We start from the raw sequence: 20,637 nt of genomic DNA, 5'->3' as shown, positions 1-20,637 counted from the left end.
AAAACCGTGCGTCAAAGCTGTGGGCCGCGCCGGCCTCGGCTGCGGCGTGGGGCGCCCGCCCGCGCGGCCGTCGGCGCGGGCGGGCGCGTGCTGCGCTAGAGGCTGGCCACCCAGTCCTCGACGGCCTGTGCGGTGGTACCCGCCTGCTTCTCCACCATCGTGAAGTGGGTTCCGGGTACGTCGATCACGGAGTCGGCCGGCCAGTCCGACTGCCAGCCCGGCGCGTCCGGGTCCACCTCGCCCATGGGTTCCGCCGCACGGACGAGGAGGCTGGGAACCGAGCTCTCCGGCGGCTTCCACCCCTCGAACAGATGCAGGTACCAGCCCATGGCGGACATCCGGACACCCTCCATGGAGACGAGGGCGTCCCGCTCGTACATCTCGTCGAGCATGGTGGTCTCGAACTGGCCGATGCTCGCGCTGTCCGGCAGGTACGTGTCCAGCAGGACGACTCCCGCGGGCGGTGTGCCCTGGCTCTCCAGAGCGGCGGCCACCGAGTGGGCGACCATTCCGCCGGCCGACGAACCGACCAGGACGACCGGGGCACCGTCGGCGTACTCCGAGACGATCCGCGCCTGGAGGCGGAACAGCGCCTCCGGGGTGGCCGGAAGGCTCTCGCCCTGGACGAATCCCACGGCGGGCAGGGCCGCGACGTCCCGGCTGCCCCGGAAGGAGGCGGCGAGCTGCGCGTACTGGTGGACGCCGCCCAGCGCCATGTAGGAGGAGCAGCACATCAGCCGGGGGCGCACGGCACCCCGGGAGAGGCGCACGGGCCTGATGGTCCCCTCGAAGTCGGCCGGGTCCTCGAAGGTGGGACGCAGCCGCGCGGCGTTCACCAGCAGATCCATGCCGATCTTGGTCTTGCCCTGCGCCGCCGCCTCCCGGAACAGGGAGCCCAGGGTGTCGGGCGCGTCCGCCTGCGATGCCTGAGGCTCGGTCGTGGGCGTCGACGTGGCGGCCCGGACCGACGGCGACTGCGGCTTGCGGTCGGCGGGAGCGGACGCGATCCCGGCCGCGATCCGGGGCCGCAGATGGGACACCAGCTCCAGGGGGCGCGGGTAGTCGAAGACCACCGTGGTGTCCAGCCGGAGGCCGGTGACCGCGGCGAGCTGGTTGCGGAACTCCACCGCCGTAAGGGAGTTGAAGCCCATCTCCATGAACTCGTGGCTGGTGTCGACCTCGTCGGGCGACGTGTACCCGAGCACCGCGGCGGCGAGCGTACGCACCAGTTCGAGCAGCGCCTCCTCGGTCTCGGTCTCCGACAGCCCGGCCAGTTGTTGGCGCAACTGGGCGGACTGGTCACCGGCTTCGGACTCGCCCGCGCGGGCCGTACGCCGGACCGTGGGCTCCGGGACGATGGCACGGAACACGGCGGGCATCGCGGCCCCCTGGGCGCGCAGCGCACCCAGGTCCAGCCGGGTGGGGATCACCACGGCCTGGCCGGAGGTGACGCCCGCGTCGAACAGCTCCAGGCCCTCCTTGGAGGAGAGCGGCACCAGACCCGAACGCGACACCCGGCGCAGGTCACCCTGCCCGAGGTGCCCGGTCATGCCGCCGGCCTGTTCCCACAGTCCCCAGGCCAGCGAGACGCCCGGCAGCCCTTGGGTGCGCCGCCAGGACGCGAGGCCGTCCAGGAACACGTTGGCCGCGGCGTAGTTGCTCTGTCCGGCCGCGCCGAGCACACCGGCGGCCGAGGAGAAGAGGACGAACGCCGACAGGTCCATGTCCGCGGTCAGTTCGTGCAGGTTCCAGGCCGCGTCCACCTTCGCCCGCAGCACCGCGCTCACCCGCTCGCGCGACAGGGACGCGAACAGCCCGTCGTCGAGCACCCCGGCCGCGTGCACCACAGCGCTCGGCGCGAACCCTTCGGGCAGCCCCGACAGCACCGCGGCGAGCGCCTCGCGGTCCGCGACGTCGCACGCCTCTATCACTGCTTCGGCGCCCGCGGCTGCCAGTTCGGTCCGCAACTCGGCGGCACCGTCCGCCTCCGCCCCACGGCGGGACAACAGCACCAGCTTCCGGACCCCGTGCCGGGTGACCAGGTGCCGGGCCACCAAGCCGCCGAGCAGCCCGGTGCCCCCCGTCACCAGTACCGAGCCGGAACCGAACACCTCCGACTCCTGAGCCTCGCCCGGGAGCGGCGCGCGGCCCAGGCGCGCCACGCGGACCTCGCCGGAGCGCACCACCACCTGCTCCTCGCCGGAAGCCACCACGCCCGCGAGCAGCCCGGCCGACCGTTCGACGTCATCGACGTCGACCAGCACCACCTGGCCCGGGTTCTCCGACTGCGCCGAGCGCACAAGGCCCCACACGGCCGCGCCCGCCAGATCCGTCACACCGTCACCGGTGTCCACGGCCCCCCGGGTCACGAGCACCAGCCGGCTCCCCGCGAACCGTTCGTCCGCCACCCAGGACTGGACGGTCTCCAGTACCTCGGCGACCCGCGCATGTACCTCGCCCGCCACGGCCGAGCCGTCCGAAGCCACCGGCAGCACCACGGTGCCGGGCATGAGCGTGCCCGACGCCACGGCGTCACCGAGCGCCACCGGGTCCGTGTACACGTCGGTGGTGACGCCCGACGCCTCCAGAGCGGCGCCCACGCCGAGGCGGTCGTCGCCCAGCACCACCGACCAGCCCGACGCCGCGCCCTCGGCGGGCTCGGCCGCGCTCGCCGTCCACTCCATGAGGAACAGCGCGTCGCCGGTCTTCCGGTTCGCGTTCCGCAACGCGTCCGCCTGCATGGGCCGCAGAACGAGTGAGTCGACCGACGCCACCGGGCGGCCCGACGTGTCGGCGATCGCCAGGGACACCGCCTGGCGCCCGTCGGGGACCACCCGGACGCGCAGCGCTCCAGCGCCGACGGCGTCGAGGGAGAAGCCTCGCCACGAGAACGGCAGCAGGGTGCCCGCGCTCGGCGCGTCGTCGCCGCCGCGTACTTCCTTGCCCACGCCGATGGCGTGCAGGGCCGCGTCGAACAGCGCCGGGTGCAGGCCGAAGTACTTCGCGGTGCCGAGCTGGTCCTCGGGCAGTTCGACATCGGCGAACACCGCGTCGCCGCGTCGCCAGGCGCGCCGCAGCCCCTGGAACGCGGGGCCGTAGCGCAGCCCGTGTTCGGCGGCGTGCTCGTACCCGCCGGAGATGTCGACGGGCTTGGACCCGGAGGGCGGCCACTTCTTGAAGTCGAAGGAGGCTGCCGGGCCGGACGGGGTGAGCACACCGTGTGCGTGCCGTACCCATGGGTTCCCGAGGTCGGCCCGGTCCTCGTCGGACTCGATCCGCGAGTAGACGCTCACCTCGCGGTGGCCCGCGGCGTCGACGTCCCCCACCTCGACCTGGATCTGCACCCCGCCGCGCTCGGGCATCACCAGGGGCGCCTCGATCACCAGCTCATCGACCCGCGGGCACCCCACCTGGTCACCCGCTCGGGCGGCCATCTCCATGAAGGCCGTCCCGGGCACCAGCGCCATGCCCTGCACCGTGTGATCGGCGAGCCAGGAGTGCGTGGCCATCGACAACCGCCCGCTGAGCAGCACACCGCCGCCGCCCGCCAGCGAGAGCACGGCGCCCAGCAGCGGGTGCCATACCGTTCCCAGGCCCACCGAGCCGACGTCGCCGACGGCTGCCATGGAGTCGAGCCAGTAGCGCTGGCGTTGGAAGGCGTACGTGGGGAGGGCCACCCGCTGCGCGCCCCGCCCGGCGAAGACCTGCTCCCAGTCGACTGCGGCGCCGTGGATGTGGAGTTCGGCGACGGCGGCCGTCAGCGCCTGGACCTCCGTCCGGTCCTTGCGCAGCGTCGACACCGTCACGGGGCTGACCGCGGCCTGCTCGCCCAGGCAGTCCTGGGCCATCACCGACAGCACGGCGTCCGGGCCGACCTCCAGGAAGGTGTTCACCCCCTGCGCCTCAAGGCTGCGTACCCCGTCGGCGAAGCGTACGGCCGCGCGCACGTGCCGCACCCAGTACTCCGGCGTGCACACCTCGGCGTCCGAAGCCGGCTCTCCGGTGACGTTGGAGACGAAGGGGATGGCCGGCGCGGCGAACGACAGCCCTTCGACGACCTTGCGGAAGTCGGCGAGCATCGCGTCCATACGGGGCGAGTGGAAGGCGTGGCTGACCCGCAGCCGGCTCGTCTTGCGGCCCTGTTCCGACCACTGGCCGGCGATCTCCAGTACGGCGGCCTCGTCGCCCGCGATCACCACGGCCGTCGGACCGTTGACCGCCGCGATGTCCACCTCGGCCTCTCGACCGGCCAGCGATCCGGCGATCTCCTCCTCGGACGCCTGCACCGCCACCATCGCGCCGCCCTCGGGCAGGGCTTGCATCAGCCGGCCACGGGCGGCGATCAGCGTGCACGCGTCCTGAAGCGAGAAGACCCCCGCCACGTGCGCGGCAGCGATCTCACCCACCGAATGCCCGATGAGCACGTGCGGGGTGACGCCCCAGTGCTCCAGCAGCCGGAACAACGCCACCTCGACCGCGAACAACGCAGGCTGCGTGAACGCCGTCCGGTTCAGCAGCTCGGCGTCGGCACTGCCCTCCGCCGCGAACACCACGTCCTTCAGCGGACGGTCAAGCAGCACATCCAGATGCGCACACACCTCATCCAAGGCGCGGGCGAACACCGGGAAGGCGTCGTACAACTCCCGCCCCATGCCCAGGCGTTGCGCACCCTGTCCCGAGAACAGGAACGCGGTCCTACGTCCCTTCACCGCCTGTGCCCTGACCACGCCCGGAGCGATCTCGCCCTGAGCCACGGCCCGAAGACCGCGCAGGAGGCTCTCGCGGTCGTCGCCGATCACCGCCGCGCGGTGCTCGAACGCCGACCGGGACACGGCCAGGGAGTAGCCGATGTCCGCCACTGGCGCCACCGCGAGTTCGTCGTCCTGGGCGGAGCCCTGGGCCGTCAGACGGGCGTGCAGCCGCTCGGCCTGTGCCCGCAGCGCGGCCTCGCCCTTGCCGGCGACGAGCCACGGCACGACGGAGGTCGCGACCGTCGCGGGTGCCTCGGCTTCCGGGTCCTCCTGCGGAGTGGCCGGCCCCGGCTCCGCGGCTTCGGGGGCCTGCTCGACGATGGTGTGCGCGTTGGTGCCGCTGATCGCGAAGGAGGAGATCGCCGCCCGGCGGGGCCGGCCCGTCTCCGGCCAGGGCCGTGCCTCGGTCAGCAGTTCCACGGCCCCCGCCGACCAGTCCACGTGCGGGGTCGGCTCGTCGACGTGCAGCGTCTTCGGCAGAACGCCGTGCCGCATCGCCATCACCATCTTGATGATCCCCGCGACACCCGCCGCCGCCTGCGTGTGACCGATGTTCGACTTGATGGACCCCAGCCACAGCGGCCGGTCCGCCGGCCGGCCCTGGCCGTAGGTGGCCAGCAGCGCCTGCGCCTCGATCGGGTCACCCAGCGTGGTGCCCGTACCGTGCGCCTCCACCACGTCGACGTCGTCCGGGGTGAGTCCCGCGTTGTCGAGCGCCTGCCGGATCACCCTGCGCTGCGACGGGCCGTTGGGGGCCGTGAGGCCGTTGCTGGCGCCGTCCTGGTTCACCGCGGAGCCGCGCACCACGGCCAGCACGGGGTGGCCGAGGCGGCGGGCGTCGGACAGCCGTTCCACGAGCAGCACGCCGACGCCCTCGGCCCAGTTGGTGCCGTCCGCGGCAGCCGCGAAGGGCTTGCAGCGGCCGTCGGATGCGAGTCCCCGCTGACGGCTGAACTCGGTGAACGTTCCGGGGCCGGCCATCACGGTGATGCCGCCGGCCAGGGCGAAGTCGCACTCGCCCTGGCGCAGCGCCTGCGCGGCCAGGTGCAGCGTCACCAGGGACGACGAACACGCCGTGTCCACCGTCACCGCGGGGCCTTCGAGGCCGAGGACGTACGAGACCCGGCCGGAGGTGACGGCGGGCGTCTGCCCCGTCATCAGGTGGCCCTCGACCTCTTCGGCCTCGATCGGGCCGGCCGCGCCGTACCCCTGGAAGGCGGCGCCCATGAACACGCCGCCGGTGGTGCCCTTGACGGACAGCGGGTCGATGCCCGCCCGCTCCAGGACCTCCCAGGACGCCTCAAGCAGCAGCCGCTGCTGGGGGTCCATCGCCAGCGCCTCACGCGGCGAGATCCCGAAGAACACGGGATCGAACTGTGCGGCGTCGTGCAGGAACCCGCCCTCGTTCACATAGCTCGTGCCCTGGCTGTCGGGGTCCGGGTTGTACACCTCCTCGTGCCAGCCGCGGTCCGTGGGGAACGGTGAGAGTCCGTCGGCGCCGTCCGCGACCATGTTCCACAGCTCCTCGGGAGAGCTGACCCCGCCGGGGAAGCGACAGCTCATCGCGACGATCGCGATGGGCTCGCGCTGCTTCGCCTCCACCTCTTGAAGGCGCTGCCGGGTGCGGTGCAGGTCGGTCGTCACCCTGTTGAGGTAGTCGCGGAGCTTCGTCTCGCTCACTGTGTGCCGTCGCTTTCTTTGAACTGTGAAGTCAGGGGGGCAGAGGGCGCTGGACGCCGGTTCAGGACAGCCCGAGCTCGTTGTCGATGAAGGCGAACAGTTCGTCGTTGGACGACGATCCGATCCGTTCGACCACATCGGCGGAGTCGGAGTCGTCGGAAGCCTCGACCAGCTTCTCCAGGAGCTCCCGCAGCCGTCCGGCCGCCTTCGTCCGCGCCTCGCCGTCGTCCATCACGTGGGAGAGCAAGGGCTCCAGCCTGTCGAGCTCGGCGAAGAGCAGGGGCTCGCCCGTGCCGCCGTCCGGCAGGAGTTCCTCCCGCAGGTGGTCCACCAGCGCCGTGGGGGTCGGGTGGTCGAAGACCAGCACCGCCGACAGCCGCAGCCCGGTCTCCGTGTTGAGCCGGTTGCGCAGTTCCACCGTGGTCAGCGAGTCGAAGCCCATCTCCTTGAAGGCCATGTCGGGCTCCACCGCCTCCGGCGAGCCATGGCCGAGGACGGTGGCCACCTGCACCCGCACCAGGTCGAGCAGCGCCCGGTGTTGGTCGGCCGCGGCGAGACCGGCCAGGCGGTCCCGCAGCGACCCGGTGCCGGTGTGCGTGGTCTCCGCCGCCACGGCCCGGCGCCGGGGAATGCGCACCAGGCCGCGCAGCAGCGCGGGGACGTCGCCGGTGTGGGCCTGGACGCGCAGGGCGGCGAGGTCCACGTGGGTCGGTACGAGCACGGTCTCGTCGGTCCTGAGCGCGTCGTCGAACAGTGCGAGGCCCTCGTGCGAGCTGAGCGCGTTCAGCCCGGCTCGTGCGATGCGCTGGAGGTCCGCCTCGCCGAGGTCCCCGGTCATCTCGCTGCGCTGCTCCCACATGCCCCAGGCCAGGGAGACCGCGGGGAGGCCGAGTCCGCGCCGCTGGTGTGCCAGGGCGTCCAGGAAGGCGTTGGCCGCGGCGTAGTTGGCCTGGCCGCCGCCACCGAAGTTGGAGGAGGCCGAGGAGAACACCACGAACGCGGAGAGGTCGAGGTCGCGGGTCAGCTCGTGCAGGTGCAGCGCCGCATCCACCTTCGGACGCAACACCCTGTCCACCCGCTCCGGCGTCAACGACTCCACCACACCGTCGTCCAACACACCCGCCGCATGCACCACACCCGACAACGGATACTCAGACCCAATCCCCGCCAACAAACCCTCCACCGCGACGCGATCAGCGACATCACACGCCACCGCCCGCACCTCCGCACCCAACCCCGCCAACTCCGCCACCAACTCCGCCGCACCCGGCGCCTCCACACCACGACGACTCGTCAACACCAAAGAACGCACACCGTGCTCCACCACCAGATGACGGGCCAACAACGCACCCAAACCACCCGTACCACCCGTGATCAACACCGTGCCATCGCCGTCGAACGACGGAGTGCCCGGTTCGGGCAGGTCCTCGGCCTGAACCACGCGGGCCAGTCGTGCCGCGAGCACCCGCCCGTCCCGCACGGCCACCTGCGGTTCCTCGGCGGTCAGCGCCGCCCGCAGCGCCGTTGAGGCGTCGCCCTGGTCTTCCGGGTCCAGGTCCACCAGGAGGAACTTCCCGGGGTGCTCGGTCTGCGCGGAGCGCAGCAGACCCCACACGGCGGCGTCGGCCGGGGTGCGCACCTCACCGGAGGACCGGGCGCCCATCGCACCGCGGGTCACGAACACCAGGTAGGAGTCGCTGAACCGCTCGTCGGTGACCCACAACCGCACCAGTTCCAGCGCGCGGTACGTGGCCTCGCGTACCCGTCCGGCCAGGTCCGTCCCGTCGTCGATGCCGGCCGCCTCCGCGGCGCCCGTCACCATGACGACGTCCGGCGGGGTGGCCCCGGAGTCGACCCCCGCGCGCAGCGCGGCCAGGTCCGCGTACGACACCACGTCGGCGCCCGCGCCCTCCAGACCGGAGCGGACCCCCAGGCCGTCCGTGCCCAGCACGGCCCACGTCCCCTCGGCGGCCGGGGCCGGCGCGCCGACGGGAACGGGGGTCCAGTCGAGCCGGAAGAGCGAGTCGTGCCCGGCCGGCGCGGTGCCGGCCGACTGGATCTGCCCCTCCGCCACCAGCCGCAGCGTGAGGGAGTCGACGGTGGCGACGGCGAGGCCGCTGGTGTCGGCCACGGTGAGGCCGATCGAGTCGGGCCCGAGCGAGCTCAGGCGCACCCTCAGTTCCGAGGCGCCCGTGGCCCGCAGCGATACGCCGCTCCAGGAGAACGGAAGCCTGGCCAGCCCCGCCTCCTCCTGCGGTACGAACATGACGGCTTGGACCGCCGCGTCCAGGAGGGCGGGGTGCAGTCCGAACCGCTCCGCTTCCGACGCGTTCTCCTCGGGCAGGCGCACCTCGGCGAAGACCTCGTCACCTCGGATCCACACCGATCGCAGCCCCTGGAAGACCGGGCCGTAGGCGAAGCCGCCCGCGGCCATCCGGGCGTAGACGTCCTCGGTGTCGATCCGTTCGGCGCCCTCGGGGGGCCATACGGAGAGGTCGGTCCGGCCGGTGTCGTCCTGCGTCCCGCTCCGCGTGAGCAGGCCGGAGGCGTGCTGGGTCCACGGCTGCTCCAGGGTGGAGTCCTCCGGCCGGGAGTACACGTTCAGCGAGCGCGTGCCACTCTCGTCCGGTCCGCCCACCGCCAGTTGCAGGTGGACCGCGCCCCGCTCGGGCAGCGCCAGCGGCGCCGTGAGGGTCAGTTCCTCGACCCGGTCGCATCCCACCTGGTCGGCGACGTGCAGGGCCAGTTCGAGGAAGGCGGTGCCGGGCAGCAGGATCGTGTCCTGCACCATGTGGTCGACGAGCCACGGGTCGGTCTGCGGCGAGAGGCGGCTGGTGAACAGGAAGCCGTCCGCGTCGGGCAGTTCTACGGCGGCGCCCAGCAGCGGGTGCGTCGGCGGGACGAGCCCGACGGCGGTCACATCGCTGGCGAACGAGGACAGGGCCTCCAGCCAGTAGCGCTCCCGCTGGAAGGCGTAGGTGGGCAGCTCGACCCTGCGGGCGTCGCGCCCGGTGAAGGCCCGCTCCCAGTTGACCGCGACGCCGCCCACGTGGAGCTCGGCCAGCGCCGTCGTCAGCGCCCGCGCCTCAGGGCGCTCCTTGCGCAGCACCGGCACCAGGACCGGCGTGGCGGTGCCCTCGGGGCGGTCCGCCACGCAGTCCCGCGCCATCGCGGTGAGCACACCGTCGGGGCCGACCTCGACGAACCGGGTCACGCCCAGCTTCTCCAGGGCCCGCACCCCGTCGGCGAACCGCACTGCTTCCCGCACGTGGCGGACCCAGTACTCCGGCGAACACACCTCGTCCGCGCCCGCCGGCTCACCGGTCACGTTGGAGACCAGGGAGAGGGCCGGCTTGGCGAAGGTCAGCTCTTCGACGACCTTGCGGAAGTCGGCGAGCATCGCGTCCATGCGGGGCGAGTGGAAGGCGTGGCTGACACGGAGGCGGCTCGTCTTGCGGCCCTGCTCCGACCACTGGCCGGCGATCTCCAGTGCGGCGGCCTCGTCACCGGCGATCACCACGGCCGTCGGGCCGTTGACGGCGGCGATGCTCACCTCGGTCTCACGACCGGCGAGCGATCCGGCGATCTCGTCCTCGGACGCCTGGACGGCCACCATCGCGCCGCCCTCGGGCAGCGCCTGCATCAGTCGGCCGCGCGCGGCCACCAGTGCGCACGCGTCTTCCAGCGAGAACACCCCGGCCACGTGGGCGGCTGCGACCTCACCGATGGAATGCCCGATCACCACATCCGGCCGGACGCCCCAGTGCTCCAGCAGCCGGAACAACGCCACCTCGACGGCGAACAGCGCGGGCTGCGTGAACGCCGTCCGGTCCAGCAGCTCGGCCTCCGCGCTGCACTCCGCCGCGAACACCACGTCCCGCAGCGGACGGTCGAGCAGTACGTCCAGGTGCGCGCACGCCTCGTCCCACGCGTCGGCGAACACCGGGAACGCCTCGTACAACTCGCGCCCCATGCCGAGCCGTTGTGCGCCTTGGCCCGAGAACAGGAACGCCGTCTTGCCGGCCGCTCCGGCCGTGCCCCGCACGACGCCGGGCGCGGTCTCGCCCTTCGCGAGGGCGTCGAGGCCACGCAGCATGTCCGCGCGGTCCTCGCCCACCAGGACGGCTCGCTGGTCGAAGAGCGACCGGGTCGTCGCCAGGGAATAGCCGACGTCCACCGTGGGCATGAACTCCTCGGCCTGTGTGGCGAGTTGGTCCCTCAGTCGCTCGGCCTGGCCGCGTAGGGCGGCGTCGGTCCTGCCGGAGAGGATCCACGGCACCGGGACCTCGGTGGTATCCGGGGCGGCCGTGGCCCGCGGCGCCTCCGGCTCGTCGGCGACCGGCGCCTGCTCGATGATCGTGTGTGCGTTGGTGCCGCTCACGCCGAAGGCGGACACCGCCGCCCGGCGCGGGCGGTCCGTCTCCGGCCAGGGCACCGTCTCGGTCAGCAACTCGACGTCGCCCGCCGACCAGTCCACGTGCGGCGTCGCCTCGTCCACGTGCAAGGTCTTGGGGAGGACGCCCTCACGCATGGCCATCACCATTTTGATGACGCCCGCGACGCCGGCGGCGGCCTGGGTGTGACCGATGTTCGACTTGATGGCGCCCAGCAGCAACGGCCGGCCCTCGGGGCGGCCTTGGCCGTAGGTGGCCAGCAGCGCCTGCGCCTCGATCGGGTCGCCGAGGGGCGTGCCGGTGCCATGGGCCTCGACCACGTCCACGTCGGCGGCGGCCAGCCGGGCGCCGGCCAGCGTCTGCTCGATCAGCCGCTGCTGCGACGGGCCGTTGGGGGCGGTGAGACCGTTGGAGGCACCGTCCTGGTTGATCGCCGAACCCCGGATGACGGCCAGCACCTGGTGGCCGTTGCGCTGGGCGTCCGACAGTCGCTCCACCAGGAGCATGCCCACGCCCTCGGACCAGCCGGTGCCGTCGGCCGACGCCGCGAACGCCTTGCAGCGGCCGTCGAAGGACAGCACGCGCTGGGCGCTGAACTCGACGAACGTGCCCGGCGTGGCCATGATCGTGACACCGCCGGCCAGCGCCACGGAGGACTCCCCCTGGCGCAGCGACTGCACGGCCATGTGCAGGGCGACCAGCGACGACGAACACGCGGTGTCCACCGTGACGGCCGGCCCCTCAAAGCCGAAGGTGTAGGAGATGCGGCCGGAGGAGACGCTGGGGGCGCTGCCGAGGCCGAGATACCCCTCCACGCCCTCGGCGTCCTTCAGGATGCGCGAACCGTAGTCGTGGTAGTTGGAGCCGACGAAGACTCCGGTCTGGGTTCCGCGCAGCGCCACGGGGTCGATGCCGGCGCGCTCGAACGCCTCCCAGGACGTCTCAAGGAGCATGCGCTGCTGCGGGTCGATCGCCATCGCCTCGCGCGGCGAGATCCCGAAGAACGCAGGGTCGAAGTGGCCGACCTCGTCGAGGAAGCCGCCCGCCCGGACGTAGCTGGTGCCGGACTTCTCGGGGTCCGGGTCGTAGAGGCTGTCGACGTCCCAGTCGCGGTCCTCCGGGAAGCCGGAGATCACGTCGCCCTCGGCCATCAGCAGGTCCCACAGCGCCTCGGGGGTGCGTACCCCGCCGGGGAACCGGCAGCTCATGCCGATGATGGCGATCGGCTCGTCGGTGGCGACGGGCTTGTCGAGCCCTTCCGGCCGCTTGGGCGCGGCGGCGTCCCCGGTGACCGGCTGCTTGCCGAACATCTCGGTGTGCAGGTACCGGGCCAGCACCGTGGCGGACGGGTAGTCGAAGACACAGGTGACCGGCAGCCGGAGGCCGGTGACCACGCCGAGGCGGTTGCGCAGTTCGACGGCGGTCAGCGAGTCGAAGCCGAGGTCGCGGAAGGCACGGTCGGCCTCCACCGCGTCGGCGCTGTCGTAGCCGAGGACGTCGGCGGCCTGGTTGCGCACCAGCTCCAGGAGGAGCCCCGGCTGTTCGGCGGGGGACAGTTCCGCCATCTCCCGGCGGAGCGCGGAGATCGCGTCGTCGCCGTCGCTCGCGTCCGCGCCACCGGTGGCAGCGGCAGCGGGGCGGTTCAGCTCGGGCACCTCGCGGAACAGCGCGTTGGGACGTGAGCCGACGAACTCCGGCTGGAAGCGGTCCCAGTCGATCTCGGCGATGACCAGGAACGTCTCGTCCAGTTCAAGCGCCTGCTGCATTCCGGAGATCGCCAGCTCGGGCTCCATCCCGACCACACCGGAACGGTCCATCCGCTCGCCGACCTGGCCGGAGCCGAGTCCACCACCGGCCCAGGCGCCCCAGCCGATCGAGGTGGCGGGAAGCCCGTCGGCGCGCCGCTGCAACGCCAGCGCGTCGAGGTAGGAGTTGCCTGCCGCATAGCTGCCCTGTCCCGGGCCGCCCAGGGTGGCGGCGCCGGAGGAGAAGAGCACGAAGGCCGACAGGTCCATCCCGGCGGTCAGCTCGTGCAGGTTCCGTGTCGCGTCCACCTTCGGACGCAACACACCGGCCGCCCGCTCCGCCGTCAGGGCGTCCACCACACCGTCGTCCAGCACACCGGCCGTGTGCACCACACCGGTCAGCGGGAACTCGCTCGGAATCGCGTCCAGCACCGCCGCCAGGGCCTCCCGGTCGGCCGCGTCACACGCCGCCACCGTCACCCGGGCACCCAGGCCCTCAAGCTCCGCCTTCAGCTCAACGGCGCCCTCGGCCTCCAACCCACGACGGCTGGTCAGCACCAGGTGCTCAGCACCCGTACGCGCCAACCACCGGGCCACATGGCCACCCAGCGCACCCGTACCACCGGTCACCAACACCGAACCCGAGCTCTGCCAGGTCCCTCGGCCCGCCGCGTCCTCGGCCGCCGTGGCCCGCACCATGCGCTTGGCGAACACACCGGAGCCGCGTACCGCGACCTGGTCCTCGCCCTCCGTACCCGCCAGCACCCCGACCAGACGGGCCGCGGCACGGCTGTCCACGGTCTCGGGCAGGTCGACAGCGCCGCCCCAGCGCTGGGGGTACTCCGCCCCCACGATCCGACCCAGACCCCACACCAACGACTGCACCGGACTCACCAGCCGGTCGGAACGACCCACCGACACCGCACCCCGAGTACCGCACCACAACGGAGCGGTCACACCCGCGTCACCCAGCCCCTGGACCAGCCCCACCAGCGCGGCGAACCCAGCAGGGACACCCTCGAAGGACTCGTGCCCCGACTCATCCAGCGCCAGCAGCGAGAACACACCCGCCACACCCGACGACTCCACCCCGGCCCCGTCAAGCGCACCACGCAGCCGCTCCGCGACCGCCTCACGGTCGTTGCCCGATGCGTCAAGGACCACGCGGACGACCGCGGCCCCGTTCGCCTCCAGCCCGTTGACCGTGGCGGACACGAGGGCGTCATCGGCGTGCGACGCGGGGAGGGCGACCAGCCAGGTGCCCGAGAGGGTCGCGTCGGTGACGGGCGCCAGGGGCTTCCAAACCACCTTGTAACGCCAACTGTCCACCGTGTTCTGCTCACGCCGCTGACGGCGCCAGGACGACAGCGCGGGAAGCAGCGCCGTCAACGACGACTGCGCCTCCTCGCCCTCCACCTCCAACGTGCGGACCAGCGACTCCAGGTCCTCGCGCTCGACGGCCTCCCAGAAACGCGCGTCCACGGCGTCCGTGCCCAGGGCGTCGGCGGTGGCCGACATCTCCCAGCCCGACACGTCCAGCCAGTACCGCTGCCGCTGGAAGGCGTACGTCGGCAAGCCCACCCGACGGGCGCTCCGGCCCCCGATCAGGGCGACCCAGTCAACCTTGACACCCCGCACGAACACCTCGGCGGCAGAGGTCAGGAACCGCTCCAGACCACCCTCGTCCCGCCGCAGCGTCCCGGTGACCACGGCCTGCGCCTCAGCGGCCTCCACCGTCTGCTGCACCGGCAGGTTCAGCACCGGATGCGGGCTCACCTCGATGAACACGGTGTGACCGTCATCGAGCAGGGTGCGGGTGGTGGCCTCCAGCTCGACCGTCTGGCGCAGGTTGCGGTACCAGTACTCCGCGTCCAGACCGACCGTGTCCACCAGCTCACCGGACACGGTCGAGTAGAACGGCACCTCCGAGGAGCGCGGCGCGATGTCCGCCAGGGCCTTCAGCAGATTCTCGCGGATCTCCTCCACGTGGGCGGAGTGCGAGGCGTAGTCCACCGGCACCCGGCGAACCCGCACCTCCTCACCCTCCAACTGGGTGACCATCTCATCCAACGCACCAGGATCACCGGAGACGACAACCGAGCCGGGACCGTTGACCGCGGCGACCGATATCGCGCCGTCCCAGGCGGCGATGCGCTCGCGCACCTGGTCGACCGAAAGCCCGACCGACACCATGCCGCCGCGACCCGCCAAACCGGCGGCGATCGCCTGCGACCGCAAGGCCACCACCTTCGCGGCGTCCTCCAGCGACAACGCACCCGCCACACACGCGGCAGCGATCTCACCCTGGCTGTGACCCATCACCGCATCCGGCTCCACACCCACCGAACGCCACAACTTCGCCAGCGACACCATCACCGCGAACAACACCGGCTGCACGACATCCACCCGGTCATAACCGGGAGCGCCCTCAGCACCACGCAGGACATCCGTCAGCGACCAGTCCACATGAGCCGACAGAGCCGACTCACACTCGGCCACCGCCTCGGCGAACACCGGCGAGGAATCCAACAACCCCACCGCCATACCCACCCACTGCGCCCCCTGACCCGGGAACACGAACACCGAACGACCGGCGTCGCCGGTCCTCCCGCGTACCACTCCGTTCGACGCCGAGGTGACGGTGTCCTCGGCGATCGCCTCAAGGCCCACAAGGAGTGCTTCGCGGTCGGCTCCGGTCACCACGGCCCGGTGCTCGAAGGCGGACCGGGTCGTGGCCAGTGAGATGGCCACCTCCGCCACGTTCAACTCCGGGCGGTCCGCGAGGAATTCACGCAGTTTCCCGGCCTGCGCCCGCAGTGCATCCGCGCTACGGCCCGACACCGGCCAGGCCACCGGGGCGTCGGCGGGCCCGGTCTCGACGGCCTCCGCCTCCTCGACCTCGGGAGCCTGCTCCAGGATGGTGTGCACGTTGGTGCCGCTCATGCCGAACGAGGACACCGCGGCGCGCCTGGGGTGCTCGCGGTCCGGCCACGGGATCGAGTCGCTCAGCAGGGAGACGGCGCCGCTGGTCCAGTCGATGTGCGGCGAGGGCTCGTCCGCGTGGAGGGTCTTGGGGAGGACACCCTCGCGCATCGCCATCACCATCTTGATGACGCCCGCGACGCCGGCGGCGGCCTGCGTGTGACCGAAGTTCGACTTGATGCCGCCCAGCCACAGCGGCTCGTCCGCGGGCCGGTCCTGGCCGTAGGTGGCCAGCAGCGCCTGCGCCTCGATCGGGTCACCCAGCGACGTACCCGTACCGTGCGCCTCCACCGCGTCGACCTCGGCGGCCGACAGCCGGGCGCTGGTCAGCGCCTGCCGGATGACGCGCTGCTGCGAGATGCCGTTGGGCGCCGTCAGGCCGTTGGACGCACCGTCCTGGTTGATCGCCGAGCCCCGGACGACGGCCAGCACCTGGTGGCCGTTGCGCTGGGCGTCGGACAGCCGCTCCACGAGCAGCATGCCGACGCCCTCGCCCCAGCCCGTGCCGTCGGCCGCGGCGCCGAAGGGCTTGCACCGGCCGTCCGCGGCGAGGCCGCGCTGCCGGCTGAACTGGATGAACGCCGACGGGGTGGACATCACTGTGACGCCACCGGCCAGCGCGAGGGTGCACTCGCGCTGGCGCAGCGCCTGAACGGCGAGGTGCAGGGCCACCAGGGACGACGAACAGGCCGTGTCCACGGAGAGCGCGGGGCCCTCCAGGCCCATGGTGTAGGAGATCCGGCCGGAGACGATGCTCGCCGCGTTGCCGGTGCCCGAGTGGCCCTCGACGTCCTCCAGGCTCTCGGCCGCGCCGAGCGTGAGCATGGAGTAGTCCTGGCCGTTGGTGCCGACGAACACACCGGTCCTGCTGCCCCGCAGGGACATCGGGTCGATGCCCGCGCGCTCGAACGCCTCCCAGGACGTCTCCAGCAGCAGCCGCTGCTGGGGGTCCATCGACAGCGCCTCACGCGGCGAGATCCCGAAGAACGCCGGGTCGAACCGGTCGGCGTGCTCCAGGAAACCGCCCTCGGTCGTATAGCTGGTGCCGGGACGGTCCGGGTCCTCGTCGTAGAGGGCGTCGAGGTCCCAGCCGCGGTCCACGGGGAACTCCGCGATCGCGTCGGTACCGTCCGCCACCAAGCGCCACAGGTCTTCGGGAGAGCTCACCCCACCTGGGAACCGGCAGCTCATGGCGACGATCGCGATCGGTTCCTGGTCGGCCGACTCGGCCTCAAGCAGACGCTGGCGAGTCTGCTGGAGGTCCGCGGTCACCCGCTTGAGATAGTCGAGAAGCTTCTCTTCGTTCATTGTTATGTCACCCATGGAAGTAGTAAGGAACGGCCCTCGGGAACCAACCGCGCCAGCTCAGGAGATCCCGAGCTCCTTGTCGATGAAGTCGAAGATCTCGTCCGACGTCGCCGACTGGATCTTGTCCGTAACCGCCTTCTTGCCGGAGTTGCGCGAATCCTGCTCCGCCTCTCCCCACTTCAGGAGGATGGTTTGCAGACGCGTCGTGATCCTCGGCCGGTCCACGTCGTCGGCGGAGATCGTGGCCATCGCCGCTTCGATCCGGTCCAGTTCACTGAGGATCGGCGTGGCCGCTGAGACCCCGTCCTCGACGACGTCGGTACGCAGTCGCCGGGCGAGCGCCACGGGCGTCGGGTGGTCGAAGACGATCGTCGCGGGCAGGCGAAGGCCCGTCGCCGCGTCGAGGCGGTTGCGCAGTTCGACGGCGGTCAGCGAGTCGAAGCCGAGTTCCCGGAAGGCCCGCTGGGACTCGACCGACTCCACCGAAGGGAAGCCGAGTACGACGGCCACCTGGGTGGTGACCAGGTCGAGCAGCGCTCGTTCCTGCTCCGCCTCCGACAGTCCGGCCAGCCGCTCACGCAGTTCCGAGCCACCGGTCTCGAACTGCGCGGCGCCGCTGCCCGCGGTCGCGGCTTCCAGGATGCGCCGCGCCTCGGGCACCTCGTCCAGCAGCCTGCTGGCCCGTACGGCGGTGTAGGACGGGACGAACCGTTCCCAGTCGAGGTCGGCGACGGCCAGGTGTGTCTCCTGGAGGTCGAGGGCCTGCTGGAGTGCCATCACCGCCAGCTCCGGCGTCATCGCGGCCATGCCGCCGCGCCGCAGCCGGTCCTCCAGCGCCCCGTCGACCGCCATGCCGCCCTCGGCCCACGGGCCCCAGGCCACCGAGGTGGCGGCAAGTCCCCGGGCCCCGCGCTGCTGCGCCAGGGCGTCGAGGTAGGCGTTGGCCGCCGCGTAACTGCCCTGCCCGGCCCCGCCGATCGCCCCGGCGAGCGAGGAGAACAGCACGAACGCGGACAGGTCGAGGCCCTCGGTGAGCTCGTGCAGGTGGCGGGCCCCGTCCACCTTGGGGCGCAGCACGCCCGCCACCCGCTCCACCGACATCGAGTCCAGGACGCCGTCGTCCAGGACGCCCGCCGCGTGCACGACGGCGGTCAGCGGATACTGCTCGGGGATGGCGGCCAGTACGGCGGCCAGGGCGTCGCGGTCGGCGGTGTCACAGGCCGCGATGGTCACCTCGGCGCCCAGGGCGGTGAGTTCGTCGCGCAGTTCGGCCGCGCCGTCGGCTTCCGGGCCACGGCGGCTGGTCAGCACCAGGTGCTCGGCGCCGGCGCCGGCCAGCCACCGGGCCACCTGGCTGCCCACTCCCCCGGTGCCGCCGGTCACCAGCACCGAGCCGCGCGCGCTCCACGGCCGGGCCGTGGTCCGCGGCGCGGCGGCCCGCACCAGGCGCCGGGTGAACACGCCGGACGTGCGCACCGCCACCTGGTCCTCGAACTCGCCCGCACCGCCGCCCAGCACACCGGACAGCCGGTTCGCGGCCCGCTCGTCCAGCGTCTCGGGGAGGTCCACCAGACCGCCCCAGAGCCTGGGGTGCTCCAGTCCGGCGACCCGGCCGAGGCCCCAGATCTGCGCCTGGGCCGCGCTGCGCAGGGTGTCGGAGCCGGTCACCGACACGGCGCCCCGGGTCGCCACCCACAGCGGAGCCTCGACATCGGCGTCCACGAGTGCCTGGAGCGCGACGAGGTTCAGCGCGAGCCCTCGCGGCACCACCGCGTGCCCGGCGCAGGGGTCCTCGTCCAGGGCCAGCAGGGAGAGCACCCCGCTGACGGTCCCGTCGGACGCGCCTTCGACCGCGGTGCGCAGTTGCTCGGCGACCGCCGCGCGGTCGATGTCCGCCGCACCGTCGAGGACGATCCGCGTCACGTCCGCGCCCTGCCGCTCGAACATGGTCACCGCGGAGGTGACCAGCTCGTCGTCGGCGTACGACTGGGGGGCCATGACCAGCCAGGTGCCGGTCAGCGCCCGCTCCGAGAGCTCGGACACCCCGTTCCAGGCGATCAGGTAGCGCCAGCCGTCCACCGTGGACCGCTCGCGGTGGCCCTTGCGGTACGAGGACAGGGCTGGGAGCACCTCGGTCAGCGAGGCGTTCTTGTCGACGTCCAGCGCGGTGGTCAGCGCCTCCAGGTCCTCGCGCTCGACCGCGTCCCAGAACCGGGCGTCGACCGAGTCCGCGGAGGCGGCGGCGTCAAGAGCGCCGTCCTCGGGGGCGTCCAGCCAGTACCGCTGCCGCTGGAACGCGTACGTCGGCAGTTCGACCCGCCGGACGTCCTCGCCGGCGAAGAGGGCCGCCCAGTCGACGGTGGCTCCGTGGACGTGGAGTTCGGCCAGCGCCGTCGTCAGCGCCTGGGCCTCGGCGCGGTCCTTGCGCAGCGCGGGCACCACGACGGGGGCCGAAGCCTCCTGCGCCGTCAGGCACTCCCGTGCCATCGCCGCGAGCACACCGTCGGGGCCGACCTCGAAGAACCTGGTCACGCCCGCGTTCTCCAGGGAGCGCAGCCCGTCGAGGAAGCGTACGGCCTCCCGCGCGTGCCGCACCCAGTACTCCGGCGAGCACACCTCGTCGGCGCCCGCCGGCTTGCCCGTCACGTTGGATACCAGGGCGGTGACGGGCGGGGCGAACGACAGCCCCTCGACGACCTTGCGGAAGTCGTCCAGCATGGCGTCCATGCGGGGCGAGTGGAAGGCGTGGCTGACCCGCAGCCGCTTGGTCTTGCGGCCCTGCTGCTCCCACTGTCCGGCGATCTCTTCTGCCGCGGCCTCGTCACCGGCGATGACCACGGCCGTCGGGCCGTTGACGGCGGCGACGCTCACCTCGGCCTCACGACCGATCAGCGACGGGGCGACCTCTTCCTCGGACGCCTCGATGGCGACCATCGCGCCGCCCTCGGGCAGCGCCTGCATCAGCCGGCCACGGGCCGCGACCAGCGTGCACGCGTCCTCAAGCGAGAACACCCCCGCGACGTGCGCGGCAGCGATCTCACCGATGGAGTGGCCCATCACCACGTCCGGTGCCACACCCCACGCGGACAGCAGCCGGAACAGCGCCACCTCGACGGCGAACAGCGCGGGCTGCGTGAACGCCGTCTGGTTGAGCAGCTCGGCGTCCGCGCCGCCCTCTGCCGCGAACATCACGTCCTTGAGCGGGCGGTCAAGGACGACGTCCAGGTGCGCGCACACCTCGTCCAGCGCCTGGGCGAACACCGGGAACGTCTCGTACAACTCCCGTCCCATGCCGAGCCGTTGCGCACCTTGTCCCGAGAACAGGAACGCCGTGATCCCCGTCGGGGTCGCGACCGCGCGCACGACGCCGGGGGCGTCTTCGGCGGTAGCGACGGCCTCAAGTCCGCGCAGCAGCTCCGCGCGGTCCGCGCCGGTCAGTACGGCACGGTGCTCGAACACCGAACGGGTGGCGACCAGGGAGTAGCCGACGTCCTTCAGGCTCAGTTCCGGATGTGCGGTGAGCTGGGCCCGCAGCCGCTGTGCCTGGGCTCGCAGCCCGTCCGCGCTCCGGGCGGAGAGCGTCCAGGGCGCCGTGCCGCGGTCGTCGGAGGAGGTCACCTCGGCCGGTCGTGCGTCCGCGGTGTCCGCGGGGGCTTGCTCGATGATGGTGTGGGCGTTGGTGCCGCTCACGCCGAAGGCCGAGACGCCGGCCCGGCGCGGGTGCCCGGTCTCGGGCCACTCGGTGGACTCCGTCAGCAGCCGCACCTCACCCGCCGA

2 protein-coding genes and 1 pseudogene are annotated in these 20,637 nt (G+C 72.3%); all 3 read right to left on the bottom strand.

Features of this window, described 5'->3' with window-relative positions; translation table 11 throughout:
- Positions 1 to 95 precede the first annotated feature (95 nt).
- A pseudogene (locus ACMA1D_RS05185) lies at positions 96 to 6,422 on the bottom strand (type I polyketide synthase); the annotation flags it as partial.
- Positions 6,423 to 6,492: 70 nt separating this feature from the next.
- Positions 6,493 to 16,860 (bottom strand): type I polyketide synthase, encoded by a 10,368-nt coding sequence (locus ACMA1D_RS05180; RefSeq protein ID WP_414722807.1) that lies wholly within the window; start codon positions 16,858 to 16,860, stop codon positions 6,493 to 6,495.
- A gap of 57 nt (positions 16,861 to 16,917) precedes the next feature.
- Positions 16,918 to 20,637, bottom strand: a 3,720-nt coding sequence (locus ACMA1D_RS05175) for an SDR family NAD(P)-dependent oxidoreductase (RefSeq protein ID WP_414722664.1), incomplete at its 5' end; no start/stop codon positions are given.

It is taken from the genome of Streptomyces sp. 796.1, from assembly GCF_047525675.1.
In the GTDB taxonomy this organism is placed as follows: domain Bacteria; phylum Actinomycetota; class Actinomycetes; order Streptomycetales; family Streptomycetaceae; genus Streptomyces.
Note: the sequence above shows the minus strand (reverse complement) of the source record. Positions and strands in the feature narration are given on the sequence as shown.

Bases quoted from the DNA above. Each gene is read 5' to 3' on its own strand.
- ACMA1D_RS05180 (WP_414722807.1), bottom strand. From the start codon at position 16,860: ATGAACGAAGAGAAGCTTCTCGACTATCTCAAGCGGGTGACCGCGGAC.